General features: G+C 63.0%; 15 protein-coding genes. 10 read left to right on the top strand and 5 right to left on the bottom strand.

All coding sequences use genetic code 11. The annotated features are described in order from the left end of the window. Positions 1-29: 29 nt before the first annotated feature. The 5 genes from atpD to yihG all read left to right on the top strand — a co-directional run bounded on the left by atpD (position 30) and on the right by yihG (position 6,123). Entirely contained in the window at positions 30-1,421 is a 1,392-nt protein-coding gene (atpD, locus tag F3089_RS07210; RefSeq protein WP_151440142.1) for a F0F1 ATP synthase subunit beta, read from the top strand. Between the two features lie 29 nt (positions 1,422-1,450). Further along, the gene (locus F3089_RS07205) at positions 1,451-1,873 is read left to right on the top strand and encodes a F0F1 ATP synthase subunit epsilon (protein WP_151440141.1); all 423 of its coding nucleotides are present in this window, start codon (positions 1,451-1,453) and stop codon (positions 1,871-1,873) included. A gap of 108 nt (positions 1,874-1,981) precedes the next feature. After that, a complete protein-coding gene (gene glmU, locus F3089_RS07200; RefSeq protein WP_151440140.1) occupies positions 1,982-3,373 on the top strand; it encodes a bifunctional UDP-N-acetylglucosamine diphosphorylase/glucosamine-1-phosphate N-acetyltransferase GlmU in 1,392 nt (463 codons plus the stop codon). Positions 3,374-3,375: 2 nt separating this feature from the next. Further along, the gene (glmS, locus tag F3089_RS07195; RefSeq protein WP_151440139.1) at positions 3,376-5,208 is read left to right on the top strand and encodes a glutamine--fructose-6-phosphate transaminase (isomerizing); all 1,833 of its coding nucleotides are present in this window, start codon (positions 3,376-3,378) and stop codon (positions 5,206-5,208) included. Positions 5,209-5,220: 12 nt separating this feature from the next. Then, positions 5,221-6,123, top strand: coding sequence for a 1-acylglycerol-3-phosphate O-acyltransferase, YihG family (gene yihG / locus F3089_RS07190; protein ID WP_151440138.1), 903 nt, complete (start codon positions 5,221-5,223; stop codon positions 6,121-6,123). Here yihG and F3089_RS07185 read toward each other — a convergent pair. Further along, complete coding sequence (locus tag F3089_RS07185) at positions 6,097-7,281, bottom strand: lytic murein transglycosylase (protein ID WP_151440137.1); 1,185 nt, start codon at positions 7,279-7,281, stop codon at positions 6,097-6,099. The two genes, yihG and F3089_RS07185, sit on opposite strands and share 27 nt — an antisense overlap. 113 nt (positions 7,282-7,394) lie before the next feature. Between F3089_RS07185 and F3089_RS07180 the strand changes: the two genes are divergently transcribed. Beyond that, on the top strand, positions 7,395-8,684 hold the full coding sequence (locus F3089_RS07180) for a cyclic di-GMP phosphodiesterase (protein WP_151440136.1): 1,290 nt from the start codon (positions 7,395-7,397) through the stop codon (positions 8,682-8,684). Here the strand turns inward: F3089_RS07180 and F3089_RS07175 are convergent, their stop codons facing one another. After that, positions 8,685-10,109, bottom strand: a complete 1,425-nt coding sequence (locus F3089_RS07175) for a phospholipase D-like domain-containing protein (RefSeq protein WP_151440135.1) — start codon at positions 10,107-10,109, stop codon at positions 8,685-8,687. A gap of 117 nt (positions 10,110-10,226) precedes the next feature. Here F3089_RS07175 and F3089_RS07170 point away from each other — a divergent pair, with 117 nt between their 5' ends. The 3 genes from F3089_RS07170 to F3089_RS07160 all read left to right on the top strand — a co-directional run bounded on the left by F3089_RS07170 (position 10,227) and on the right by F3089_RS07160 (position 12,403). Continuing rightward, complete coding sequence (locus tag F3089_RS07170) at positions 10,227-11,099, top strand: pirin family protein (protein ID WP_151440134.1); 873 nt, start codon at positions 10,227-10,229, stop codon at positions 11,097-11,099. A 75-nt stretch (positions 11,100-11,174) separates the two neighbouring features. After that, positions 11,175-11,741, top strand: a complete 567-nt coding sequence (locus tag F3089_RS07165) for a pesticin C-terminus-like muramidase (RefSeq protein WP_151440133.1) — start codon at positions 11,175-11,177, stop codon at positions 11,739-11,741. Further along, positions 11,738-12,403, top strand: coding sequence for a hypothetical protein (locus F3089_RS07160; RefSeq protein WP_151440132.1), 666 nt, complete (start codon positions 11,738-11,740; stop codon positions 12,401-12,403). The genes F3089_RS07165 and F3089_RS07160 overlap by 4 nt, the downstream gene beginning before the upstream one ends. 97 nt (positions 12,404-12,500) lie before the next feature. Here the strand turns inward: F3089_RS07160 and F3089_RS07155 are convergent, their stop codons facing one another. Further along, positions 12,501-14,954 (bottom strand): acyl-CoA dehydrogenase, encoded by a 2,454-nt coding sequence (locus F3089_RS07155; RefSeq protein ID WP_151440131.1) that lies wholly within the window; start codon positions 14,952-14,954, stop codon positions 12,501-12,503. A 240-nt stretch (positions 14,955-15,194) separates the two neighbouring features. Between F3089_RS07155 and F3089_RS07150 the strand changes: the two genes are divergently transcribed. Then, on the top strand, positions 15,195-15,608 hold the full coding sequence (locus F3089_RS07150; RefSeq protein WP_151440130.1) for a hypothetical protein: 414 nt from the start codon (positions 15,195-15,197) through the stop codon (positions 15,606-15,608). 23 nt (positions 15,609-15,631) lie between these two features. On the opposite strand, the gene F3089_RS07145 is transcribed toward F3089_RS07150, so the two are convergent. Together F3089_RS07145 and rapA are read right to left on the bottom strand one after the other, a co-directional pair. Next, a complete protein-coding gene (locus F3089_RS07145) occupies positions 15,632-16,744 on the bottom strand; it encodes an alkene reductase (RefSeq protein WP_151440129.1) in 1,113 nt (370 codons plus the stop codon). A 125-nt stretch (positions 16,745-16,869) separates the two neighbouring features. Beyond that, positions 16,870-19,524 (bottom strand): RNA polymerase-associated protein RapA, encoded by a 2,655-nt coding sequence (gene rapA, locus F3089_RS07140; RefSeq protein ID WP_151440128.1) that lies wholly within the window; start codon positions 19,522-19,524, stop codon positions 16,870-16,872. Between the last annotated feature and the right edge of the window lie 127 nt (positions 19,525-19,651).

The following is a 19,651-nucleotide window of genomic DNA, read 5'->3' as shown; positions in this document are numbered from 1 at the left end:
CCGAATACTGAGTTAGTGAGGAAGCAAGCATGAGTAGTGGACGTATCGTTCAGATCATCGGGGCGGTTATCGACGTGGAATTCCCGCGCGATTCCGTACCCAACATCTATGATGCCGTGCGGCTCGATGACGTGGGCACCATTCTGGAAGTCCAGCAGCAGCTTGGTGACGGCGTGGTCCGGACCATCGCCATGGGCACCACCGAAGGCCTGAAGCGCGGCATGAGCGTGACCGGGACCGGCGAAGGCATCAAGGTACCGGTGGGCGAGGAAACCCTCGGCCGCATCATGAACGTGCTGGGCGAGCCCACGGACGAAGTGGGTGAGATCGGTGAGAAAGAGCGCTGGACCATCCACCGCAAGGCGCCCGGCTATGCCGACCAGTCGGCCTCGGAAGAGCTGCTGGAAACCGGCATTAAGGTCATCGACCTGATCTGCCCCTTCGCCAAGGGCGGCAAGGTTGGCCTCTTCGGCGGCGCCGGCGTGGGCAAGACCGTGAACATGATGGAGCTCATCAACAACATCGCGAAGGAGCACTCCGGTCTCTCCGTATTCGCCGGTGTGGGTGAGCGGACCCGTGAGGGTAACGACTTCTATTACGAGATGAAGGGCTCGAACGTCCTGGACAAGGTCTCGATGGTGTACGGTCAGATGAACGAGCCGCCGGGGAACCGCCTGCGTGTCGCCCTGACCGGCATGACCCTGGCCGAGAAGTTCCGCGATGAAGGCCGTGACGTCCTGCTGTTCATCGACAACATCTACCGCTACACGCTGGCGGGTCAGGAAGTGTCCGCACTTCTGGGTCGTATGCCCTCCGCGGTGGGCTACCAGCCGACACTGGCCGAGGAGATGGGCAAGCTCCAGGAGCGGATCACCTCCACCAAGACTGGCTCCATCACCTCGGTCCAGGCGGTCTACGTACCGGCCGACGACCTGACCGACCCGTCACCGGCGACCACCTTCGCGCACCTTGACGCGACCGTGGTACTGGCTCGTGACATCGCGGCCAAGGGCATCTATCCGGCGATCGATCCGCTGGACTCCACCAGTCGCCAGCTCGATCCGCTGGTTATTGGCCAGGAGCACTACGAGGTTGCCCGTGGCGTCCAGGGTGTGCTGCAGCGCTACAAGGAGCTGAAGGACATCATCGCCATTCTGGGCATGGATGAGCTCTCCGAGGAAGACAAGCAGACCGTTGACCGGGCGCGTAAGATCGAGCGCTTCCTGTCGCAGCCGTTCTTCGTGGCCGAGGTCTTCACCGGTTCGCCCGGTAAGTACGTGTCGCTGAAGGAGACCATCCGCAGCTTCAAGGGCATTCTGGACGGTGAGTACGACTCAATGCCTGAGCAGGCCTTCTACATGGTCGGCAGCATCGACGAGGCGGTCGAAAAAGCGAAGGAAATGGAAAACAAAGCTGCGTAAACCATTTCCGACTGAGAGAGGCGTAACCAATGGCTAACACCGTACAGTGTGACATTGTGAGCGCGCAGGAAAGCATCTTCTCCGGTGAGGTGGAGATGCTGACCGCGACCGCAAGTAACGGCGAGCTGGGCGTTATGGCAGGCCATACGCCCATGCTGACCGGCCTGGCTCCCGGGCCCGTGAATATCCGGATGGCAGATGGCAAGGAGGAAGTCTTCTTCGTCTCCGGCGGGTATCTCGAGGTTCAGCCCAAGAAGATTTCGATCCTGGCGGACACCGCCGAGCGCGCTCATGATATGGATGAGGCCGCTGCGGAACGGGCTCGTCAGGAAGCCGAACGTGAGCTGGCCAACCGCAGCAGCGAAGTGGACTATTCCCGTGCTGCCGCGCGTCTGGCCGAGGCTGCTGCCCAGCTCCGGACGCTGGAGAAGCTGCGCCGTAAGAAGCGCTGAATACCGGCTGATCCGGACATCGGGTTGTTACTGGAAACCGCATTGCCGATCATGCCCCTGCTGGGGCATGATCCAATGCGGTTTTTCTGATTCAAGGAGTACGAACGGATGACGACACCCCTGCACATCGTCGTCCTGGCCGCCGGCCAGGGATCCCGGATGAAATCCTCCCTTCCCAAGGTGCTCCACTCGTTGGCTGGGCAGCCGCTTCTGCATCATGTGCTGGAGGCTGGGCGCAGCCTGGGCCCCGACGGGCTGCATGTGGTGGTCGGCCATGGCGCGGACCAGGTTCGGGAGCAAACGCCCGGCAGCGATATCCATTGGGTCATCCAGAAAGAGCAGTTGGGAACCGGGCACGCGGTTGCCCAGGCCCTCCCGGGGATTCCTGAAACCGCACGGGTGCTGGTGCTTTACGGTGATGTGCCGCTCACTTCCGCCGATACGCTGTCACGCCTCGCCGGTGTCATCAGCCGGGATTCGCTGGGTCTGCTCACCGTCAATCTGCCGGATCCGGCAGGCTATGGCCGTATACTCCGTGACAGCAGGGGAACCGTTACCGGTATCGTGGAGCAGAAGGACGCCACCCCGGAGCAGCTGGTGATCACCGAAGTGAATACAGGTCTTCTGGGGGCTCCGGCGGAACGGCTGAAGCAGTGGCTGCCCGCGCTGTCCTCGAATAATGCCCAGGGTGAGTACTACCTGACCGACATCATTGCCCTTGCTCGCCAGGAGGGGCTGGGCATCGAAGTTTCCCAGCCGGATGAACCGGAGGAAGTGCAGGGGGTGAACAACCGCGCCCAGTTAGCCGAACTGGAGCGCTGGTTCCAGCGTCAGCAGGCCCTGTTGCTGATGGCTGGCGGTGCCACCCTGGCGGACCCGTCCCGTGTGGATGTCCGAGGCCATCTCGAAACCGGCCAGGATGTGGTCATCGATGTGAACACGGTATTTGAAGGCGCCGTGGTGCTTGGTGACCGGGTCCAGATCGGCCCGGGTGTGGTGTTGCGTAACTGCCGTCTCGATTCGGATGTCCGGGTCGATGCCCATTCCGTCATAGAGGGCGCACGAGTGGATCAGGGCGCTGTGATCGGGCCCTTTGCCCGCCTGCGACCCGATGCGCTGGTGGGCCGGGACGCCCGGGTGGGCAATTTTGTGGAGATCAAGAAAAGCAGCATTGGCGAGGGTGCCAAGGTGAACCATCTCAGCTATGTGGGCGATACCACCATGGGCGCGGGCGTGAATGTTGGCGCGGGTACAATAACCTGCAATTATGATGGCACCAGCAAGCACCATACGACGATCCGTGACGGAGCCTTCATTGGCTCCAATACTTCACTGGTGGCCCCGGTGACCCTGGGTGAGCGAAGCCTCGTGGGCGCTGGCTCCACCATTACGCGGGACGTCGCTGATCGCGAACTGGCGGTGGCCCGCGGTCGCCAGCGCAACATCCCGGACTGGGTTCCGGTGGAAGACGGACGGGACAGCGAACAGGGGGGCAGCTAGGCATGTGTGGAATCGTGGGAGCGGCTGCGCGCCGTGACGTCCAGGGCATTCTGATCGAGGGCCTGAGGCGCCTGGAGTACCGTGGCTATGATTCGGCCGGCCTGGCCGTTCTGGATCCGGGCAGCGGCATCCAGCGCCAGCGGGAGGTGGGCAAGGTCGCCGCCCTGGAAGAGGCGGTTGGCAGCAACCCGCCCAGTGGGCACCTGGGCATTGCCCATACCCGCTGGGCCACCCATGGTAAGCCTTCCGCGGCCAATGCCCATCCGCACATGTCCGGCGAACGTCTGGCCGTGGTGCACAATGGCATCATTGAGAATTTCGAGCCGCTTCGCGACCAGCTTCGCAACGATGGCTACACTTTCACGTCTGAAACTGATACCGAGGTGCTGGCGCACCTGATCGCGCGTGAATACGCCCGCGCGGGGGATCTGGTCACCGGTTTCCACAATGCTGTGAGCCAGGTTGAGGGGGCCTATGCGCTGGCCGTTCTGCACGCGGATGAACCCGAGACTTTGTTGGTAGCCCGCCAGGGCAGCCCTCTGGTGATCGGGGTGGGGATCGGCGAGCATTTTGTCGCTTCAGACCAACTGGCCCTGCTGCCGGTCACGGACCGTTTCATCTATCTGGCCGAAGGCGACACGGCTCTGGTCCGGGCCGAATCGGTGACCATCACTGACGCCAGCGGCCAGCGCGTCGAGCGGCCCATCAACCGTTTCGAGCACAGCGCGGACGCCGCGGAGAAGGGGAGCTACCGGCATTTCATGCTCAAGGAAATCCACGAGCAGCCGGACGTGATCGAGGCCACCCTGCAGGGACGGGTGACTGATAGCAGGGTGCTTGAGCAGGCCCTGGGTACCGAGGCCTCGCGTCTGCTGGGGGAAGTGCGTCATGTCCAGATCGTGGCCTGTGGCACCAGCTTCCATGCCGGGATGGTAGCGCGTTACTGGATCGAAGAGCTGGCGGGTATTCCCTGCAGCGTGGAGGTCGCCTCTGAATTCCGTTACCGCAGCCATGTCATTCAGGACGGGACCCTATTCCTGACCATCTCCCAGTCCGGCGAGACCGCCGACACCCTTGCGGCCCTGCGCCAGGCCAGGGATGCGGGTTTCCGGGCCGCGCTGGCCATCTGCAATGTGCCGGGCAGTTCCCTGGTGCGGGAATCGGACATGGTGATCATGACCCACGCCGGCCCGGAGATTGGTGTGGCCTCCACCAAGGCGTTCACCACCCAGCTCACGGCGCTGTTGATGTTCACTCTGGCGCTGGCCCGGCATAATGGGCTTTCCGAGGCCCGGGAGGCGGAACTGGTCCAGGCCCTGCGCGCCATACCGGACCAGATGCGCGCGATAATGGACCTGGACGAGTCCATCAAACAGCTTTCCCAGTGGTTTGTGGATAAGCACCACAGTCTCTTCCTGGGGCGTGGTTCGCTCTACCCGGTCGCGATGGAAGGCGCGCTCAAGCTCAAGGAGATCTCCTACATCCACGCGGAGGCCTACCCGGCCGGTGAGCTCAAGCATGGCCCCCTGGCACTGGTGGACAGCGAAATGCCGGTGGTTACCGTGGCGCCTTCCAATGACCTGCTTGAGAAGCTCAAGTCCAACCTTCAGGAGGTACGGGCCCGGGGTGGTGAACTCTTCGTGTTTGCCGACAGTGAAACCGCGATGGGCGATGGCGAAGGTACCCACGTCATGACCATTCCCCACACGGACCCCATTCTGGCGCCACTTTTATGCACCGTGCCGTTGCAGCTGCTGTCCTACCATGTCGCGGTGCTCAAGGGCACGGACGTCGACCAGCCGCGCAACCTGGCCAAGAGTGTCACGGTGGAATAACGGAAAGCGGCCATGGTGGGGTCAATCCGCGCAGTACTGGGGCTGTTGGTAGTGCTGATCAATACACTGATCGGCATCGGCCCCATGATGGCGATCGCGCTTGCCAAGCTGGTCGTTCCCCACCAGCCTTTCCAGCAGCGCTGTGCCCGGGGCGTGATGTGGATCGCCGAGAAGTGGGTGGACGCCAACGTCGCGGTGCTGAACCGTATGCTCGATACCCGGTGGGAGCTGCGAGGCGATTTCAACCCCCGGCTTGATACCTCCTACCTCGTCCTGTGCAATCACCAGTCCTGGGTGGACATTGCCGCTCTGGTGGAAGTGCTCAACGGGCGGGTGCCCTACTACAAGTTCTTCCTCAAACGCGAGCTGATCTGGGTGCCCCTCCTTGGGCTGGCCTTCTGGGCCCTGGATTACCCGCTGATGCGCCGCTATTCCAGTGAGTACCTGAAGAAGCACCCGGAAAAGCGCGGACTGGACCTGGAGATCACCCGGAAGGCCTGTGAGAAGTGCCGGGGGATGCCCATTACCGTGGTGAACTTCCCGGAGGGAACGCGCTATACACCCGCCAAGCATGAGGCGCAGCAACCAGGTTTCCGGCATCTACTGCAGCCCAAGGCCGGCGGTATTTCCTTCGTACTCGCCTCAATCGGTGACCAGATCGACACCATTCTGGACATTTCCATTGTCTATCCAGATGGTGTTCCCGGCTTCTGGGATCTTCTTGCCAACCGGATTCCGCGGGTGATCGTGGACATCCGCCAGTACCCGCTGGACCAGCAGTGGGTCCGTGGCGACTACCGCAACGACCCGGCCTTCCGCAGCCGATTCCAGCAGTGGATTACTGACCTGTGGCAGCAGAAGGATGAGCGCATTGGTTTCATCCACACTTCAGTCGATGCCGAGCGCACTGAGTGAGTCCGGGTCCGGGAACCCATCGGCCCTGAGGTCATTTTTCTTCTGGAAGTCCCGCAGTGCCGAGCGGGTGCCGGAGCCCAGGATGCCGTCAACCGGACCCGGGTCATGGCCAGCTTCCTTCAGTGCCTCCTGAAGCGCTTCGATGGTGTCTCGACTCAGGGGCTCGTGATCCGGTGGCCGGGTCTGGAACGGGCCGGCACCTACGATCCGGTCCGCCAGGTGGCCCACTGCCAGGGCGTAGAATTCGGACTGGTTCCAGCCCATGATCACCCGGAAGTTATCGTAAACCAGAAAGGCGGGACCTTCGTGGCCGGATGGCAGCAGCAGTGCTGCCTGCATGTCCGCCTGTGGCAGTTCCCCGCCCCAGGCATTGCGGATACCGAGCTCCCGCCACTCGGAGAGTGGGCGTTTGCGCTTGAGCCCTGCTGCCAGGCTGTAGTCAAAGCCTTCGGGGAGCTGGACCTCCCGGCCCCAGCGTTCGGCCTCGTTCCAGCCCAGGCTTTCCAGAAGATGGCCCGCCGAGGTCAGCGCGTCCGGTATGCTGTTCCACAGATCCACCTGGCCGGACCCATCCGCGTCCACCGCATGCTTGAGGTAGACGGACGGCATAAACTGCATCTGCCCCATCGCGCCGGCCCATGAACCTTCCATGGCTTCAGCCTCCACGTCGCCGCGCTCGATGAGGCGCAGGGCGGATACCAGTTCACCGGTGAAATAGTCACTCCGGCGTTGGTCACAGGCGAGGGTGGCCAGTGCGCGTGGGATCGGCATCCTGCCGGTATAGCTCCCGAAATTGGTTTCCAGGCCCCAGAAGGCGATCAGATAGCGGCCGGGAACCCCGGTTTCCCGGGTTATCCGTTCAAGCAGCTGCGAGTGTTCCTGGTAGAGCATCCGGCCATTTTCGATGCGTTGTTCCGTTACACGTTTTTCAAGATAGTCCCGGAACGAGCGGGTGAACTCCGGCTGGCTGCGGTCCAGCTCAATCACCCGTTCGAGCGGCTCGATACCGGCCAGTACCCGGCTGGTGACGGATTCGGAAATGCCCTGGTCCAGCGCATGGTCGCGCAGGCCGTCCACACAGCGATCAAAGTCATCAGATGCCATGGCCTGTACAGTACTGGTAGCCGCCAGAAGTGCCATGAAGAGGTAAGTACGCATTCGGAGCGTCCTTTTATGCAGGTTCGTTTACGCATTCTGCACGAAACCATCGGTGTGTCGAGGGCTCTCGGTTGCTACCATGCATTACAATCCAAGCTCACATGTGTTCTGCCATGGAAAAGATCGAGCCGGTTGAAATACGGGTTTCTGTCAGCGAATTGAAGCTCGGCATGACGGTAACGCGCCTGGATCGTTCCTGGCTGGAAACCAGTTTCCCGGTTCAGGGTTTCGTTATCCGCCATACGGCGGATATTCAGGCGCTGCAGGAACAGTGCCGGTACGTCTATGTGGAGGGGCAGGAGGTTCCGGAAGCCCGGCCCTGGCGCTTCGGTTTTGGTGGCGGTAAACGTCGTCGGCAGGAGCCCCGGTTGAGTACCGTGGACATTGAAACGGAGTTGCCGAACGCCCGGGAGGCCTTCGAGCAGACCAGGGCGCTGGCTGAAGACATCATGGGAAACGCCCGCCTTGGCAGGACGATTGACGCCCGGCAGGCCCGGACCGTGGTCAAATCCTGCGTGGACAGCGTGATGCGTAACCATGAAGCACTGCAGATGCTGCTCCAGGTTCGCAGCAAGGATGACTACACCGCTGAGCATGGCATCAACGTCTGCATCCTGTCGGCCATTTTCGGGCGCCACCTGGGGCTGCTCGGGGGCGAGATCGAAAAGCTGGCGCTCAGTGGTCTGCTGCATGACGTGGGTAAGATGCACACACCCGCGGAGATCCTCCACAAGACAGAAGCGTTGACGGAAGCGGAAAAGGTGGTCATGCGTCAGCATGTGGAGCATGGCCGGCGCCTTCTGACCGGCATGAAGGGGGTGGATCCGGTTACCGTGGATGTCGCTTATGCGCACCATGAGCGCATGAACGGTACCGGCTATCCCCAGGGCCTTCTGGCTCACCAGATTCCCTTCTTTGCCAAGATTGTGTCCATTGTGGACAGCTACGATGCCATGACCAGCCACCGTGTATTCGAATCCGCGCGTTCGTCCAAGGAAGCGCTGGAAATCATCTATGACCAGCGTGGTGACCAGTTCGATGAAGCGCTGGCTCTTGATTTCATACAGTGCATTGGCGTCTACCCGCCGGGCTCCATTGTCCAGCTTAACAGCGGTGAGTCAGCCATTGTCATCACCACCTATGCGCTTAACCGTCTGCGCCCCAGGGTGCTGGTGGTGCGGGATCCCCAGGGCCAGCCCTGCCCCCAGCGTGTTGTGGACCTTCGCCAGAAAGAGGAGTACCGGCCGGGTATGCCCTACCAGATCAGTCGTGAGCTGCCCATGGGCAGCCACGGGATTGATTTGAAGGTCTTTACCGATGCGGGGCTGACCCTGGAAGAGGATCAGCCGGATGCGGAGGTGAGCACGCTGGTCAACGCCCTCCGTGGTATCGATACGGACTGATCAGAAACTGCTCCAGCCGGTGAACTCCGTGATACGATAAAGCAGGTAACGGCGCCGGCGGCCGTCCGCCCAGACGCCATAGGGGACGCTGCACTGGAAGCCCGGCGGGTTGCTCCAGCAGCGCTCAAACCAGTCTCCGGCCGCCCGCAGGGCGGGCAGCTCCTCATTCCCCACCAGTTCACAGCCGGCTTCAAGGTTGAGGTCATCCAGATTGCGCCGGGTCAGGTTGGCGGAGCCGAGGATCAGCTCCACCCGCCCGTCCCGTCGTTCCAGCCGCACCAGCTTGCAGTGGAACTGTTCACCATGGGTGCGGTACCAGCGCACCGGGATTCCGTGGGCGTGCAGCTCCAGCGCTACCTGCCGGTTGGGAAGACCGCCCTTGATGCGCCCGAAGGCGTCCTTGTTCGGGTCAAGCAGTACCCTGAGCCGGCAGCCCCGGGCCTGTGCCCGCTTCAGGGCCTTTATGACGCGCCTGTGGCTCAGGTAGAACAGCGCCAGATCCAGTTCATCACCCGGGTTGGCCCTGTTGATCAGTGCCACGCTGGCCTCCCGGATACGGGACTCGGTGAGCAGTCTCAGTCCCGGTCCCTCCGCTGTCGGAGCCGTTGCGGGGCCCGGCGGTGCCCTGAAATCGCAGCGATACCCCCGGGCCCAGGTCAGCAGGGTCTGCTCCTGGTCAAGCAGGGCAAGGGCTGCGTCACCATGGACCAGAAGCCCCACGTTGGAATGGGCGCTGCTGGCATCGTGTGGGTTGCCGGAGCTGATCAGCCCGCACCAGCCATCATGGGTGTCCGCCACCATGACCTTGCGGTGGTTGGCGCGGAAGTTGAACAGGGTCAGCCAGCTGCGAAGGGTCACCGGCCAGGGGCCGATGGGGTTGGGCAGCCAGCCGTTCTGGGGCCAGCGGGACCAGGGCTGAACCAGCAGGCGCCAGAATACCGACCAGCCCGGGTTGGAATCCCTCAGCCGTGCCAGGGGCGTTTCCAGTATTTCCACACCTGCCTCTTCCAGACGCTGGAGGTGCTCCGGCCAGTGGGCGCCGTAATAGCTGTTGATCGGATCCACCAGAACGGTGGCGCGCAATCCGGGGCACTGGCGCTGGCGCTCGATCAGCGCCCGGGTCAGCGTTTCCGTGACCGGCAGGTGTTCGGCAGGATCTGCACCATCCGGATTGAACAGGAACATGTCCATCACCAGCCGCTTCCGGGCATCCCGGATCAGCCTGAGCATGGCTGGAACCAGCTCGCGGCGGCTGCGGGAACGGCCCCGGGCGTCCACGTAACGGTGGTCGACCAGGAAGCGTGCTTCGCCCGGTTCGAACCAGGTGGAGGCCATGGCGACTGCCGCCGGCAATGGCTTATAGCGGTGGTACAGGCCCACCCCGAGCAGTACAGTCAGAAGCAGCAGGATCAGTCCTGTCATCATCACGGGGAATACCCCAGTCCTGTTGAACGAGTTGAACAGAATCCTTTGATTGTCTGCCGGACGGCACTGGGAAATACTGGCCTCATCAGTAACCGGTATGAACCCAGGGAGTCAGACATGACCGAACGCATTGTTGAACGCCTTATCCACGGCGAGCGCGCCTCTGACGGTGATGGGGTCCAGCTCAGGCGCAGCCTGGGCCAGGGCCCGTTTGCACGCCTGGATCCCTTCCTGATGCTGGATGAGTTCCAGGCCGACGACAGAAGCGGCCCTATTGGCGGCTTCCCGCCCCACCCGCACCGGGGCTTTGAGACCGTCACCTACATGCTCGTCGGCAGCATGCAACACCGCGACTCGCTGGGCAACAGTGGCCGCATTGGCCCTGGCGGGGTGCAGTGGATGACCGCCGCCGGCGGCATTGTGCATTCGGAAATGCCGGAACTGCACGATGGCTACATGCGCGGCTTCCAGCTCTGGATCAACCTGCCCGCCGCGGACAAGATGAAGGCCCCGCGCTACCAGGACATCCAGGCGGATCGGGTACCGGAATACCCCTTCGACGGTGGCCGGGTACGCGTGATCGCCGGCGAGGTGGTGCTCGAAGGCAATACCCTGGTGGGCCCGGTCTCCGGCGTGGCCACGGCGCCGACCTACATGGATCTGGTGATCGAGCCGGGTCGGAAACTGACTCTGCCGATCGAAGCGGACCACAATGCCATGATCTACGTGTACGACGGGGAAGTATCGGCCGGCGATGACGGCTTCTCACCCGTAGCCGCCACCAACGCCGGTCTCCTGTCACGCGGAGACGAGGTCCGCCTGCGTGCCGGGGATGAAGGCGCCGGCCTGCTTCTGCTTGCGGCAAACCCGGTGAAGGAGTCCGTGGTCCAGCACGGGCCCTTCGTGATGAACACCCGGGATGAGATTGAGCAGGCGATCCGGGATTACCAGGAAGGGCGGTTTGAGCGGGAGGATGTGGCACTGTCCTGAGGCTTGACTGTCCAAAACCGCCCGGGGCAATCTACAACTGTTCATGGAAAGCCCAATCACAGGGAGTTGTGAGGAATGCCCAACCGCATCAACTATGAGTTCCTTAGTCGTCTTGAAGGTGGGAGCAGAACCAAGGGGTACGTTCCGCTTCCCGAATCGAGCAGAAGTGGTGTAACCATCGCCACGGGGTTTGATCTTGGTCAGCGCGACGAGGATGACCTGAAGCAACTTGAGCTTGATGCCTCTCTGATCACTAAGCTGAAACCGTATCTTGGGGTGAAAGCAGAGGCTGCAGCGACTCTGATTCAGAATAACCCTCTGAACGTTACCGAATCCGAGGCGAAGAGTATTGATCAAGCGGTTAAAGCGGCACATATCGGGAAGCTGAGGACGCGGTATCGTTCCGCTACAGCGAATAAAGCCGGTAAACTCTTCTTCGAAATTCCTGCCGAAGCTCAGACAGTTATTGCATCGGTCTCCTTCCAGTATGGCGTTAACCTGAAGGTTGTGACTCCGAAATTCTGGAAGGCAGCGTCCTCCCAGGACTGGCGACAATCAGTGGCCATTCTGAGGAATTTCGGGGATGCCTATCCGACCCGGCGCAGAAAGGAAGCACGTCTTTTGGAGAGGGTTTTTGAATGATTAATGCAGGACGCGGTATCCCTTGTGCACTAGCGTTCATTGCTGGATGCAGTCTGGCTGGTCAGGCTACGGAAACGGATCGAATTTTTAATGCCGGTCTCCAGAAGGCATTCCAGAACCACGAACAAACACTGGAGAAGCAACGTCCACCACTCAGGTTCATATCCGGAACGACGGTTGAGACTTGCCGGGAGTATCTGGCGAAAACCGAAACGGAGGCAGTGGCTGAAGGTGTTGATAACCGGACTGTATCCGGGGAATACCTGGTATGCGATTCCGTTGCGGCCCTAAACCAGGGCAAGAAAACAGGGGGAATCCAGTACAGCCCCGAGTCCTACGGCAAGCAGCTCATGGCTCGGCTTGATCTCAGAACGTTTTCCTCCTCTTTGGGGCCCAGGGTAACGGATGAGCAATATACCCTGGCGGACCTCGCCTTGGATGCTGTCGATCACTCCCGGTTTCAAGTCGTCTTCGATTCGAAGAACTGGCACTTTGCTCTGGAGGTCGTTGCATCACGAGATCTGAATGGCAATGGGCGTGATGACTGGCTGCTGTGGCTCGTGGATGAGGCAAAAGCGGGGAACTATCGCGATTATGAAGTGCTGGTTGCTTATGATGTAGGGAGCTCGGGGCCCATTCAGGTTGAGCCCTTCAGTCCCTAGGGGGCGCCTGAGATATCCTTGGCCATTGAATGAGATCTGGCCACAAAAAACCCCGGCAGGGCGAACCTGACCGGGGTTTTCAACGCTCTAATACCAGTTACAGCACGTTGTGCTTCACCAGCTTGCGCTTGTTGTGGGCCAGCCCGTCGAACGGGAAGTCGTCCACGCTCAGCATCTCCAGCACTTCCGATTCGTACTGGCGCATGAACTCGGCGTCGTCCTCGGAGATCAGGCCGGCTTCCAGCCCTGCCTCGAACTTCTGCTCGGGGTGCAGGGCTTCCGCGGGCAGCTCACCCTTGGCGTGCGCCTTGTCCAGGGTCTTGTAGAGCTTGTCCGCGCGCGGGTAGTCCGCCAGCAGCTGGTTGTAGTGCGCCAGCGGGTTGAAGACCTCGCCCTTCTGCTCAAGCGTGTCCCAGGTGTTGCTGGTGAGCTTGGCGCGCAGCGAGGAGTCCGTGCTGATCGCGTGGGCAATCGCCTGGGTGCGCTTGTCGGAGGGTGCCTTCCAGCGCCGGCCCAGCGGCATGGTGACCCAGCGCAGGGCCACGGCAACCGCCCGATTCGGCAGGTTGTCCAGCAGCTCGTCCAGCGCTTTCTCGGCGCGGTTCAGGAGGTACTCGCAGCTGTAGGCCATGAGCTCGCGTTCGCCTTCCACGGCCTGCCCTTCGTGCCAGTTCTTGAGCACCATGGAGGTCAGGTAGAGGTTGGCGAGCACATCACCCAGCCGCGCCGAGAGCAGCTCGCGCAGCTTGAGGTCCGAGCCCAGTGTGGTCATGGCCGCGTCCGAGGCCAGGCCGAAGGCGGCGCTGAAGCGGTTCACGGCACGAGCATAGGGCGCCGCCGCGTTGTCGAAGGGTACGTCGCCACGGCCGAGACCAATGGCCTGGGTGAAGGCGCGGGCGGCATTGCCGAAGACGAGGCCTGCGTGGTTGAAGAAGGCATCGTCGAAGGCATCAATGTCGTCACTGTCCTTGGCCGCCAGCTCATCCAGCACATAGGGATGGCAGCGGATCGCACCCTGACCAAAGATCATCAGACTGCGGGTCATGATGTTGGCACCCTCAACCGTGATGGAGACGGCCGAGCCGGCAAAGGACAGCCCCAGGTAGTTGCGTGGCCCCAGGGTGACAGTCTTGCCGCCGTGAACGTCCATGGCATCGGAGAGGATGTCACGCTGATACTCGGTCAGCTGGCTCTTGAGGATGGCCGAGGGGACGGCGGGCTTTTCGCCGTTGTCGATCATGTTGGCGGTCTGCATCACCGCGGACTGGGCGATGTAGGCCTTGCCGGCGATTCGCGCCAGCGGTTCCTGCACGCCTTCCATGTCCGCCACCGGGGTGTTGAACTGGCGGCGGATGCGAGTGAAGCCACCGGCCAGGCCTACGGCGTAGCGGCCACTGCCGCTCGCGCCGGAGGGCAGGGTGATGCAGCGGCCCACGGAGAGGCACTCAACCAGCATGCGCCAGCCCTGGCCGGCCATATCCGGGCCGCCGATGATGTAGTCCAGAGGAATGAACACATCCTTGCCCTTGATCGGCCCGTTCATGAAGGGGGTGCCGATGGGCGCGTGCCGGCGGCCGATTTCCATGCCCTCGGTGTCACGCGGGATCAGCGCGCAGGTGATGCCCAGGTCCTTCTGCTCGCCCAGCAGGTTGTCCGGGTCGAACATGCGGAAGGCCAGACCGACCACGGTGGCGATGGGCGCCAGGGTGATCCAGCGCTTCTCGAAGTTCAGGCGCAGGCCGACCACTTCCTTGCCGTCGATCTCCTGCTTGCACACGATGCCGGTGTCCGGCAGCGAGGTGGCGTCGGACCCGGCGCGCGGGCCGGTGAGGCCGAAGCAGGGAATCTCCCGGCCGTCGGCCAGGCGTGGCAGGTAGTAGTTCTTCTGGTCGTCGGTGCCGTACTTGAGCAGCAGCTCACCGGGGCCCAGGGAGTTGGGCACGCCCACAGAAACCATCAGGGACTCGTTCACGGAGAGCTTCTGCAGCACCGCGGACTGGGCGCGGGCGGAGAGGCCGAGGCCGCCGTATTCCTTCGGGATGATCATGCCGAAGAAGCGTTCCTTCTTCAGGTAGTCCCAGACCTCCTTGGGCAGGTCCGCGCGCTCGAAGCCGATGTCCCACGCATTGCACATGCTGGCCGCCACGGCGCACTGGTTGTCCACGAACGCCTGCTCGTCCTGGGAGAGACCTGTGTTGCGATTGGTCAGCAGACGGTGCCAGTCCGGGCGGCCGGTGAAGAGTTCACCGTCCCAGCCAACGGTGCCCGCGTCCAGGGCTTGCTTCTCGGTCTCAGAGACCTTGGGGGCGACCTTCTTGAACATGGCGAAGGCGCGCGGGGTAAGCCACTGGCGGCGCAGGCCGGGGAGTCCGGCAAAGGCGGTGATGCCGGCGCCGATGAACAGCAGCAGGCTGAACCAGCCGGTGCCCATGAACAGGCCGATGATGCCGACCACGACCATGACGGCGATGGCCGCCGCTGCGCCGGATTCGCGCCGCAGCACGAACAGCAGGCCGGCGAGAGCGAGCAGAACAACAATGAGGAGATCCATAGTGTTTCCCTGTGTTGGCCTTGGAGTTGGATTGTCTGGCTGTATACGATACCAGCAATGCAACGGATTGTATCGCCGTTGGGCCCGCTGATGGCAAGCGTTGTGGCGTTGTTGGCAGGGAAGGGGGAGGGGCTGGTGGTTACAAATCACAACCCGGGATGGCCGGTGGTCGGGGTTTACCTCTGGTCAGAAGTTGTTCAGTATGGGAAGTAGACAACCCACCTGAGCGAGGTGAGAGGCATGATTGAAGGCATGAACCCGCAGGCGGCCAACCTGGCCCGGGATAGCGGCGCCCAGCAGTTGCAGTCGCGTGGCGCCCAGGAAAGTGCCAACCAGGGGCCCCAGGCTCGTGAGAATTCAGTCGGCAACACTAATGCCCGGCCAGCGCAGGACGTGAGCGTCCAGATTTCCCAGCAGGGCCTGGATTCCGCTGCCGCCAACAGTGGTGAGGCGGTGCCCGATGCCGCCGCCACGGATACCAATACGGCGTCGACACTGTCCAGCGGTGACTTCGGCAGCGCTGCCAGTGAGACGGGCAACAGTGCCAGCAGCCGTGCCGAGGCCACCAACAGCCCGGGTGGCGGAGCCGTAGCCGGCAACCAGTCGGTCAGCGCAGACGAGCAGCTGGGCACCAATATCGACGTGGAGGCGTAAACCGCCTCCCGCCGTTTTCCTTTCTACTGGCTTTCCGCCAGCGTCGGATAATCCGTGTAACCCCGTTCATCGCCGCCGTAGAAGGTGCTGGCGTCCCACTCATTGAGCGGTGCGTCCTGCCGGAAGCGTTCCACCAGATCCGGATTGGCAATGATCGGCCGGCCGAAGGAGGCCAGGTCACAGCGCCCGGCATTGATGCGTTCAATGGCCTCATTCCGGCTGTAGGCCCCGTTGCCGATATAGGCGCCGGTGAATTCCTCGCGGATGGCGTCGATCACGGATTCCGGGCGGCCGTTCTCATGGTTGCCCTGGAAGGAATCCTCCACCACCTCGATGTAGGCCAGGCCTGCTTCCTGCACCTTGCGTGCCAGAGTCCGGAAGGTACTGTGCGGGTCCGCGTCGAACATGCTGTTGAAGCTGCCGGTGGGGCTGACCCGGATGCCGATGCGTGCCGCTGGCCAGACCTGCTTGACCGCTTCCACCACCATCATCGGGAACCGCAGGCGATTTTCCACTGAGCCGCCATAGTCGTCGGTGCGGTGGTTGCTGCCGGACTTGATGAACTGGTCCAGCAGGTAACCGTTGGCGGCGTGGATCTCGATGCCGTCGAAGCCGGCTTCGCGGGCGTTCTCGGCGCCCTGGCGGTACTGTTCAACAATGCCGGGCAGCTCATCGGCTTCCAGTGCACGGGGCGTGGGGATATCCACCATGCCGGAGTCGGCGCTGATGAACACCTGGGAGCCTTCCGGCTTGATAGCGGAAGGTGCCACCGGCAGTTCGCCGTTGGGCTGGAGTTCGGGGTGGGAGATGCGGCCCACATGCCAGAGCTGGGCGTGCATACGGCCGCCGGCCGCGTGGACCGCGTCCGTGACCTTGCGCCAGCCGGCGATCTGCTCCGGGGTGTAGATCCCGGGTGTGTAGGCGTAGCCCTGGCCCTGCTGGGAGACCTGTGTCGCCTCGCTGAAGATCAGCCCGGCACTGGCGCGCTGGGCGTAGTAGCGGGCGTTCATGTCGCTGGGTACGTCGCCCGGCTGGCTGGCCCGGGCGCGGGTCAGCGGCGCCATGATGATGCGATTGGGCAGCTCGAGATCGCCCAGGGTAAAGGGTTCAAAAAGCACGTTGTCCCCGTTGGTCATCGAAGGGTCTCCTCTTGGTGGTCGGATGGTTTCTGATAGATACGTCTACGACAGAAAACCGAATCCGATTGATGTGCTCTATAAGATGGGGGTGAGAGGAGACCCCTTCAACCGGTCAGCGTGTCTCAGGTTGTCAGTATCATCCGCAATCCCTCCAGCTCCACGCCGGCCCGGTCTATGGCCGCAGTGCCCTGTTCGCGCTGGGCTTCCAGGGCCTCGATCTCGCGGTTTTTCAGTTCATTACTGGTGGCCTGCAGTTCCCTGAGTGCTTCGATTTCGGTGTTGTAGTGGGCCTCCAGGGCCTGTCGGGCGTCGGCGATGGTTTCCGGCAGGCCTGCCTCGGCCTTCTCCCGGATGGCCGGCAGCAGGGCCTCGATGTCGTCGCGCAGGCGCGGCAGGATCTGCTGGGCGTCCTTGCGCTTGATGCGGCCACCGATCTGGTTGAGCTTGTCGTGGGTGAGCATGGCGCTCAGGTCGCGGCCGTCACTGGTCAGCAGCAACCGGCCCGGGGCCAGTGGCAGGAAGCGGCCCACGGCCACGGCGCGCGGGGCGGCGGTGGTGACGCGGTAGAGCGCCTCCAGCATCAGGGTGCCGGGCTGTACGCCCTTGAGCTCCAGGGTGATGAGGGCGGCGTTGCCGAGCTCTGAATCGGTCACCATGTTCATGGCATCGCGCACCATGGGGTGCTCCCAGCTCATGAAGGCCAGGTCCTCCCGGGCCAGCGCCACATCCCGCTCCAGGGTGAAGCTGAGGCCGTCGTCCGGCAGGTGCGGGAAGTGCTCGGTTTTCATATGGTCCGTGGGCCGGATGGTCCACTGTTCCTTGCCGGTTTCCTCGTGGTCGATGCCGTACTGGTCCAGCAGCTGGGTAAGGTAGGCGGCAAGATCGTCCGGCGCCTCGGTTTCCCGGATGGTGCTGATGCTGGCATCGGCGGCTGCCTGTTCGTCCCGGGTGAGGGAGGCGATCAGGCGGCGCTCCTCCTGCAGGCTTTCCTCCTGGGCTTCACGTGCCTGGCGCGTGGCTTCCAGAAGCCCGTCCAGCGGCGCTTTCGGGTCATTGAGGGCGGCGTCGAGCTGTTCCGCAACCTCGTGCTGAACCGCCACGCCCGTGGGGCAGTAGGCCTGGAGGGCGTTGAGGCCCTGCTGGTACCACTGGAAGAGCACCTGCTGGGCTGAGCCAGCGATGTAGGGCACATGGATGTGGATGCGCTCCCCCTGGCCGATGCGGTCAAGCCGGCCGATGCGCTGCTCCAGCAGGTCCGGGTTCTGGGGCAGATCGAACAGCACCAGGTGGCGGGCGAACTGGAAGTTGCGCCCCTCGCTGCCGATCTCGGAGCAGATCAGTGCCTGGGCACCCTGCTCGTCGTCCGCGAACCAGGCGGCGGCGCGGTCGCGCTCGATGATGCTCAGGCGTTCATGGAAGGCGGCGCTGCGGATGCCGGCACGCAGCTGCAGGAAATGCTCCAGCGTCTCGGCGGTATCCGCATGGGCACAGATGACCAGGACTTTTTCGTTGCGGTTGGCCTTGAGCATCTGCTGGAGCCAGGCGACACGGGGATCCTCTGCGAGCCAGGTTTCACTGTCCAGGCCGGTTTCCGGGAAAAGGCCTGCAGTCCCCGCCAGCTGCGCTTGTTCGGCGTAGTCCAGGCCCGCCTCAAGCGGGGCGGATTCCACCACCCGTTCCGGAAAGCCACCCACGTCATCGCGGGTGTGGCGGAACAGGACGCGGTGCTGCTCGGGCAGGCCCCCGTGGTCACGCACCGTCTGCTGGAAGGCCGCGTAGTCGGTGAAGCGCGCGGGATCGATCAGGCGCAGCCGCGCGAAGTGGCTGTCCAGGCCCACCTGTTCGGGGGTGGCGGTTAACAGCAGCACCCCCGGAATCTGCCCGGCGAGCCGTTCCACGGCCTGGTAGCCGGCATCAGCGCCGTCCGGCGTCCAATGCAGGTGATGGGCTTCGTCCACCACCAGCAGGTCCCAGCCCGCTTCCTCCGCGGCGGCCAGGTTGGCCTCGCTGTCACTGAGCAGCGAGAGCGGGCAGAGTACGAACTGTTCGTTCTCGAAGGGGTTGCCTTCCTCGGCCTCCAGGCGTTCCTGGTTGAAGAGCGCGAAATGCAGGTTGAAACGCCGGCGCATCTCCACGAACCACTGGGTCAGCAGTGCGTCCGGCACCACCACCAGCAGGCGTTCGGCCTGGCCGGTGATGACCTGGCGGTGGAGAATCAGCCCGGCCTCGATGGTTTTGCCCAGGCCGGCCTCGTCCGCCAGCAGCAGGCGCGGATGGGGGCGGCGGGCGGTCTGCTCGGCGATCGCGACCTGGTGCGGCAGCAACTGGGTCCGGGTGCCGATGAGCCCGCGAGCCGGCGAAGCCTGGAGTCGTGCCTGGTGCTGCAGGGTGGCATAGCGGAGCTGGAAGTCGCCATTGCGGTCAAACTGGCCGCAGAACAGACGCTGCTCGGGATGCACGAAACGGGCATGGGGGCTGAGCATGACCTCCGTCAGGGTGACCGGTTCGCCGGCCTCGTCCTCGCATTCGTAGGTAAAGAGCCCCTCGGAATCCTCCACTTCGCGCACGGTCAGTGCGCGCTCATGGCGGTCCCTCAGGGTCTCACCCACGCGGTAGCGCACCCGGGCGAGGGGCGCGTTGTCCATGGCGTAGGTGCGTTCTTCCTCGGCTGCGGGAAAGGCAATGGTAACGCGGCGGCCGCTGACGTCGGTGATCAGGCCGAGGCCGAGATCGGATTCGGTCTGGCTGACCCAGCGCTGGCCCATTGTGAAGGTCATGGAGGCTCCGGACTGGCTGTTTCGGGAGCGCAAACGTAGCGGCTGTGTCGGCTTATTGCAATGCGTGATTGGCCGGGGGTACCGGGCCCGGCTAGAATGCCGGCAGCAGCCCTTCACAGGAGCCGGA

Source organism: Halospina sp. K52047b, from assembly GCF_008709855.1.
Lineage (GTDB): Bacteria > Pseudomonadota > Gammaproteobacteria > Pseudomonadales > Oleiphilaceae > Halospina > Halospina utahensis_B.
The sequence above is the reverse complement of the archived record's forward strand: the minus strand, read 5'-3'. Positions and strand labels throughout refer to the sequence as shown.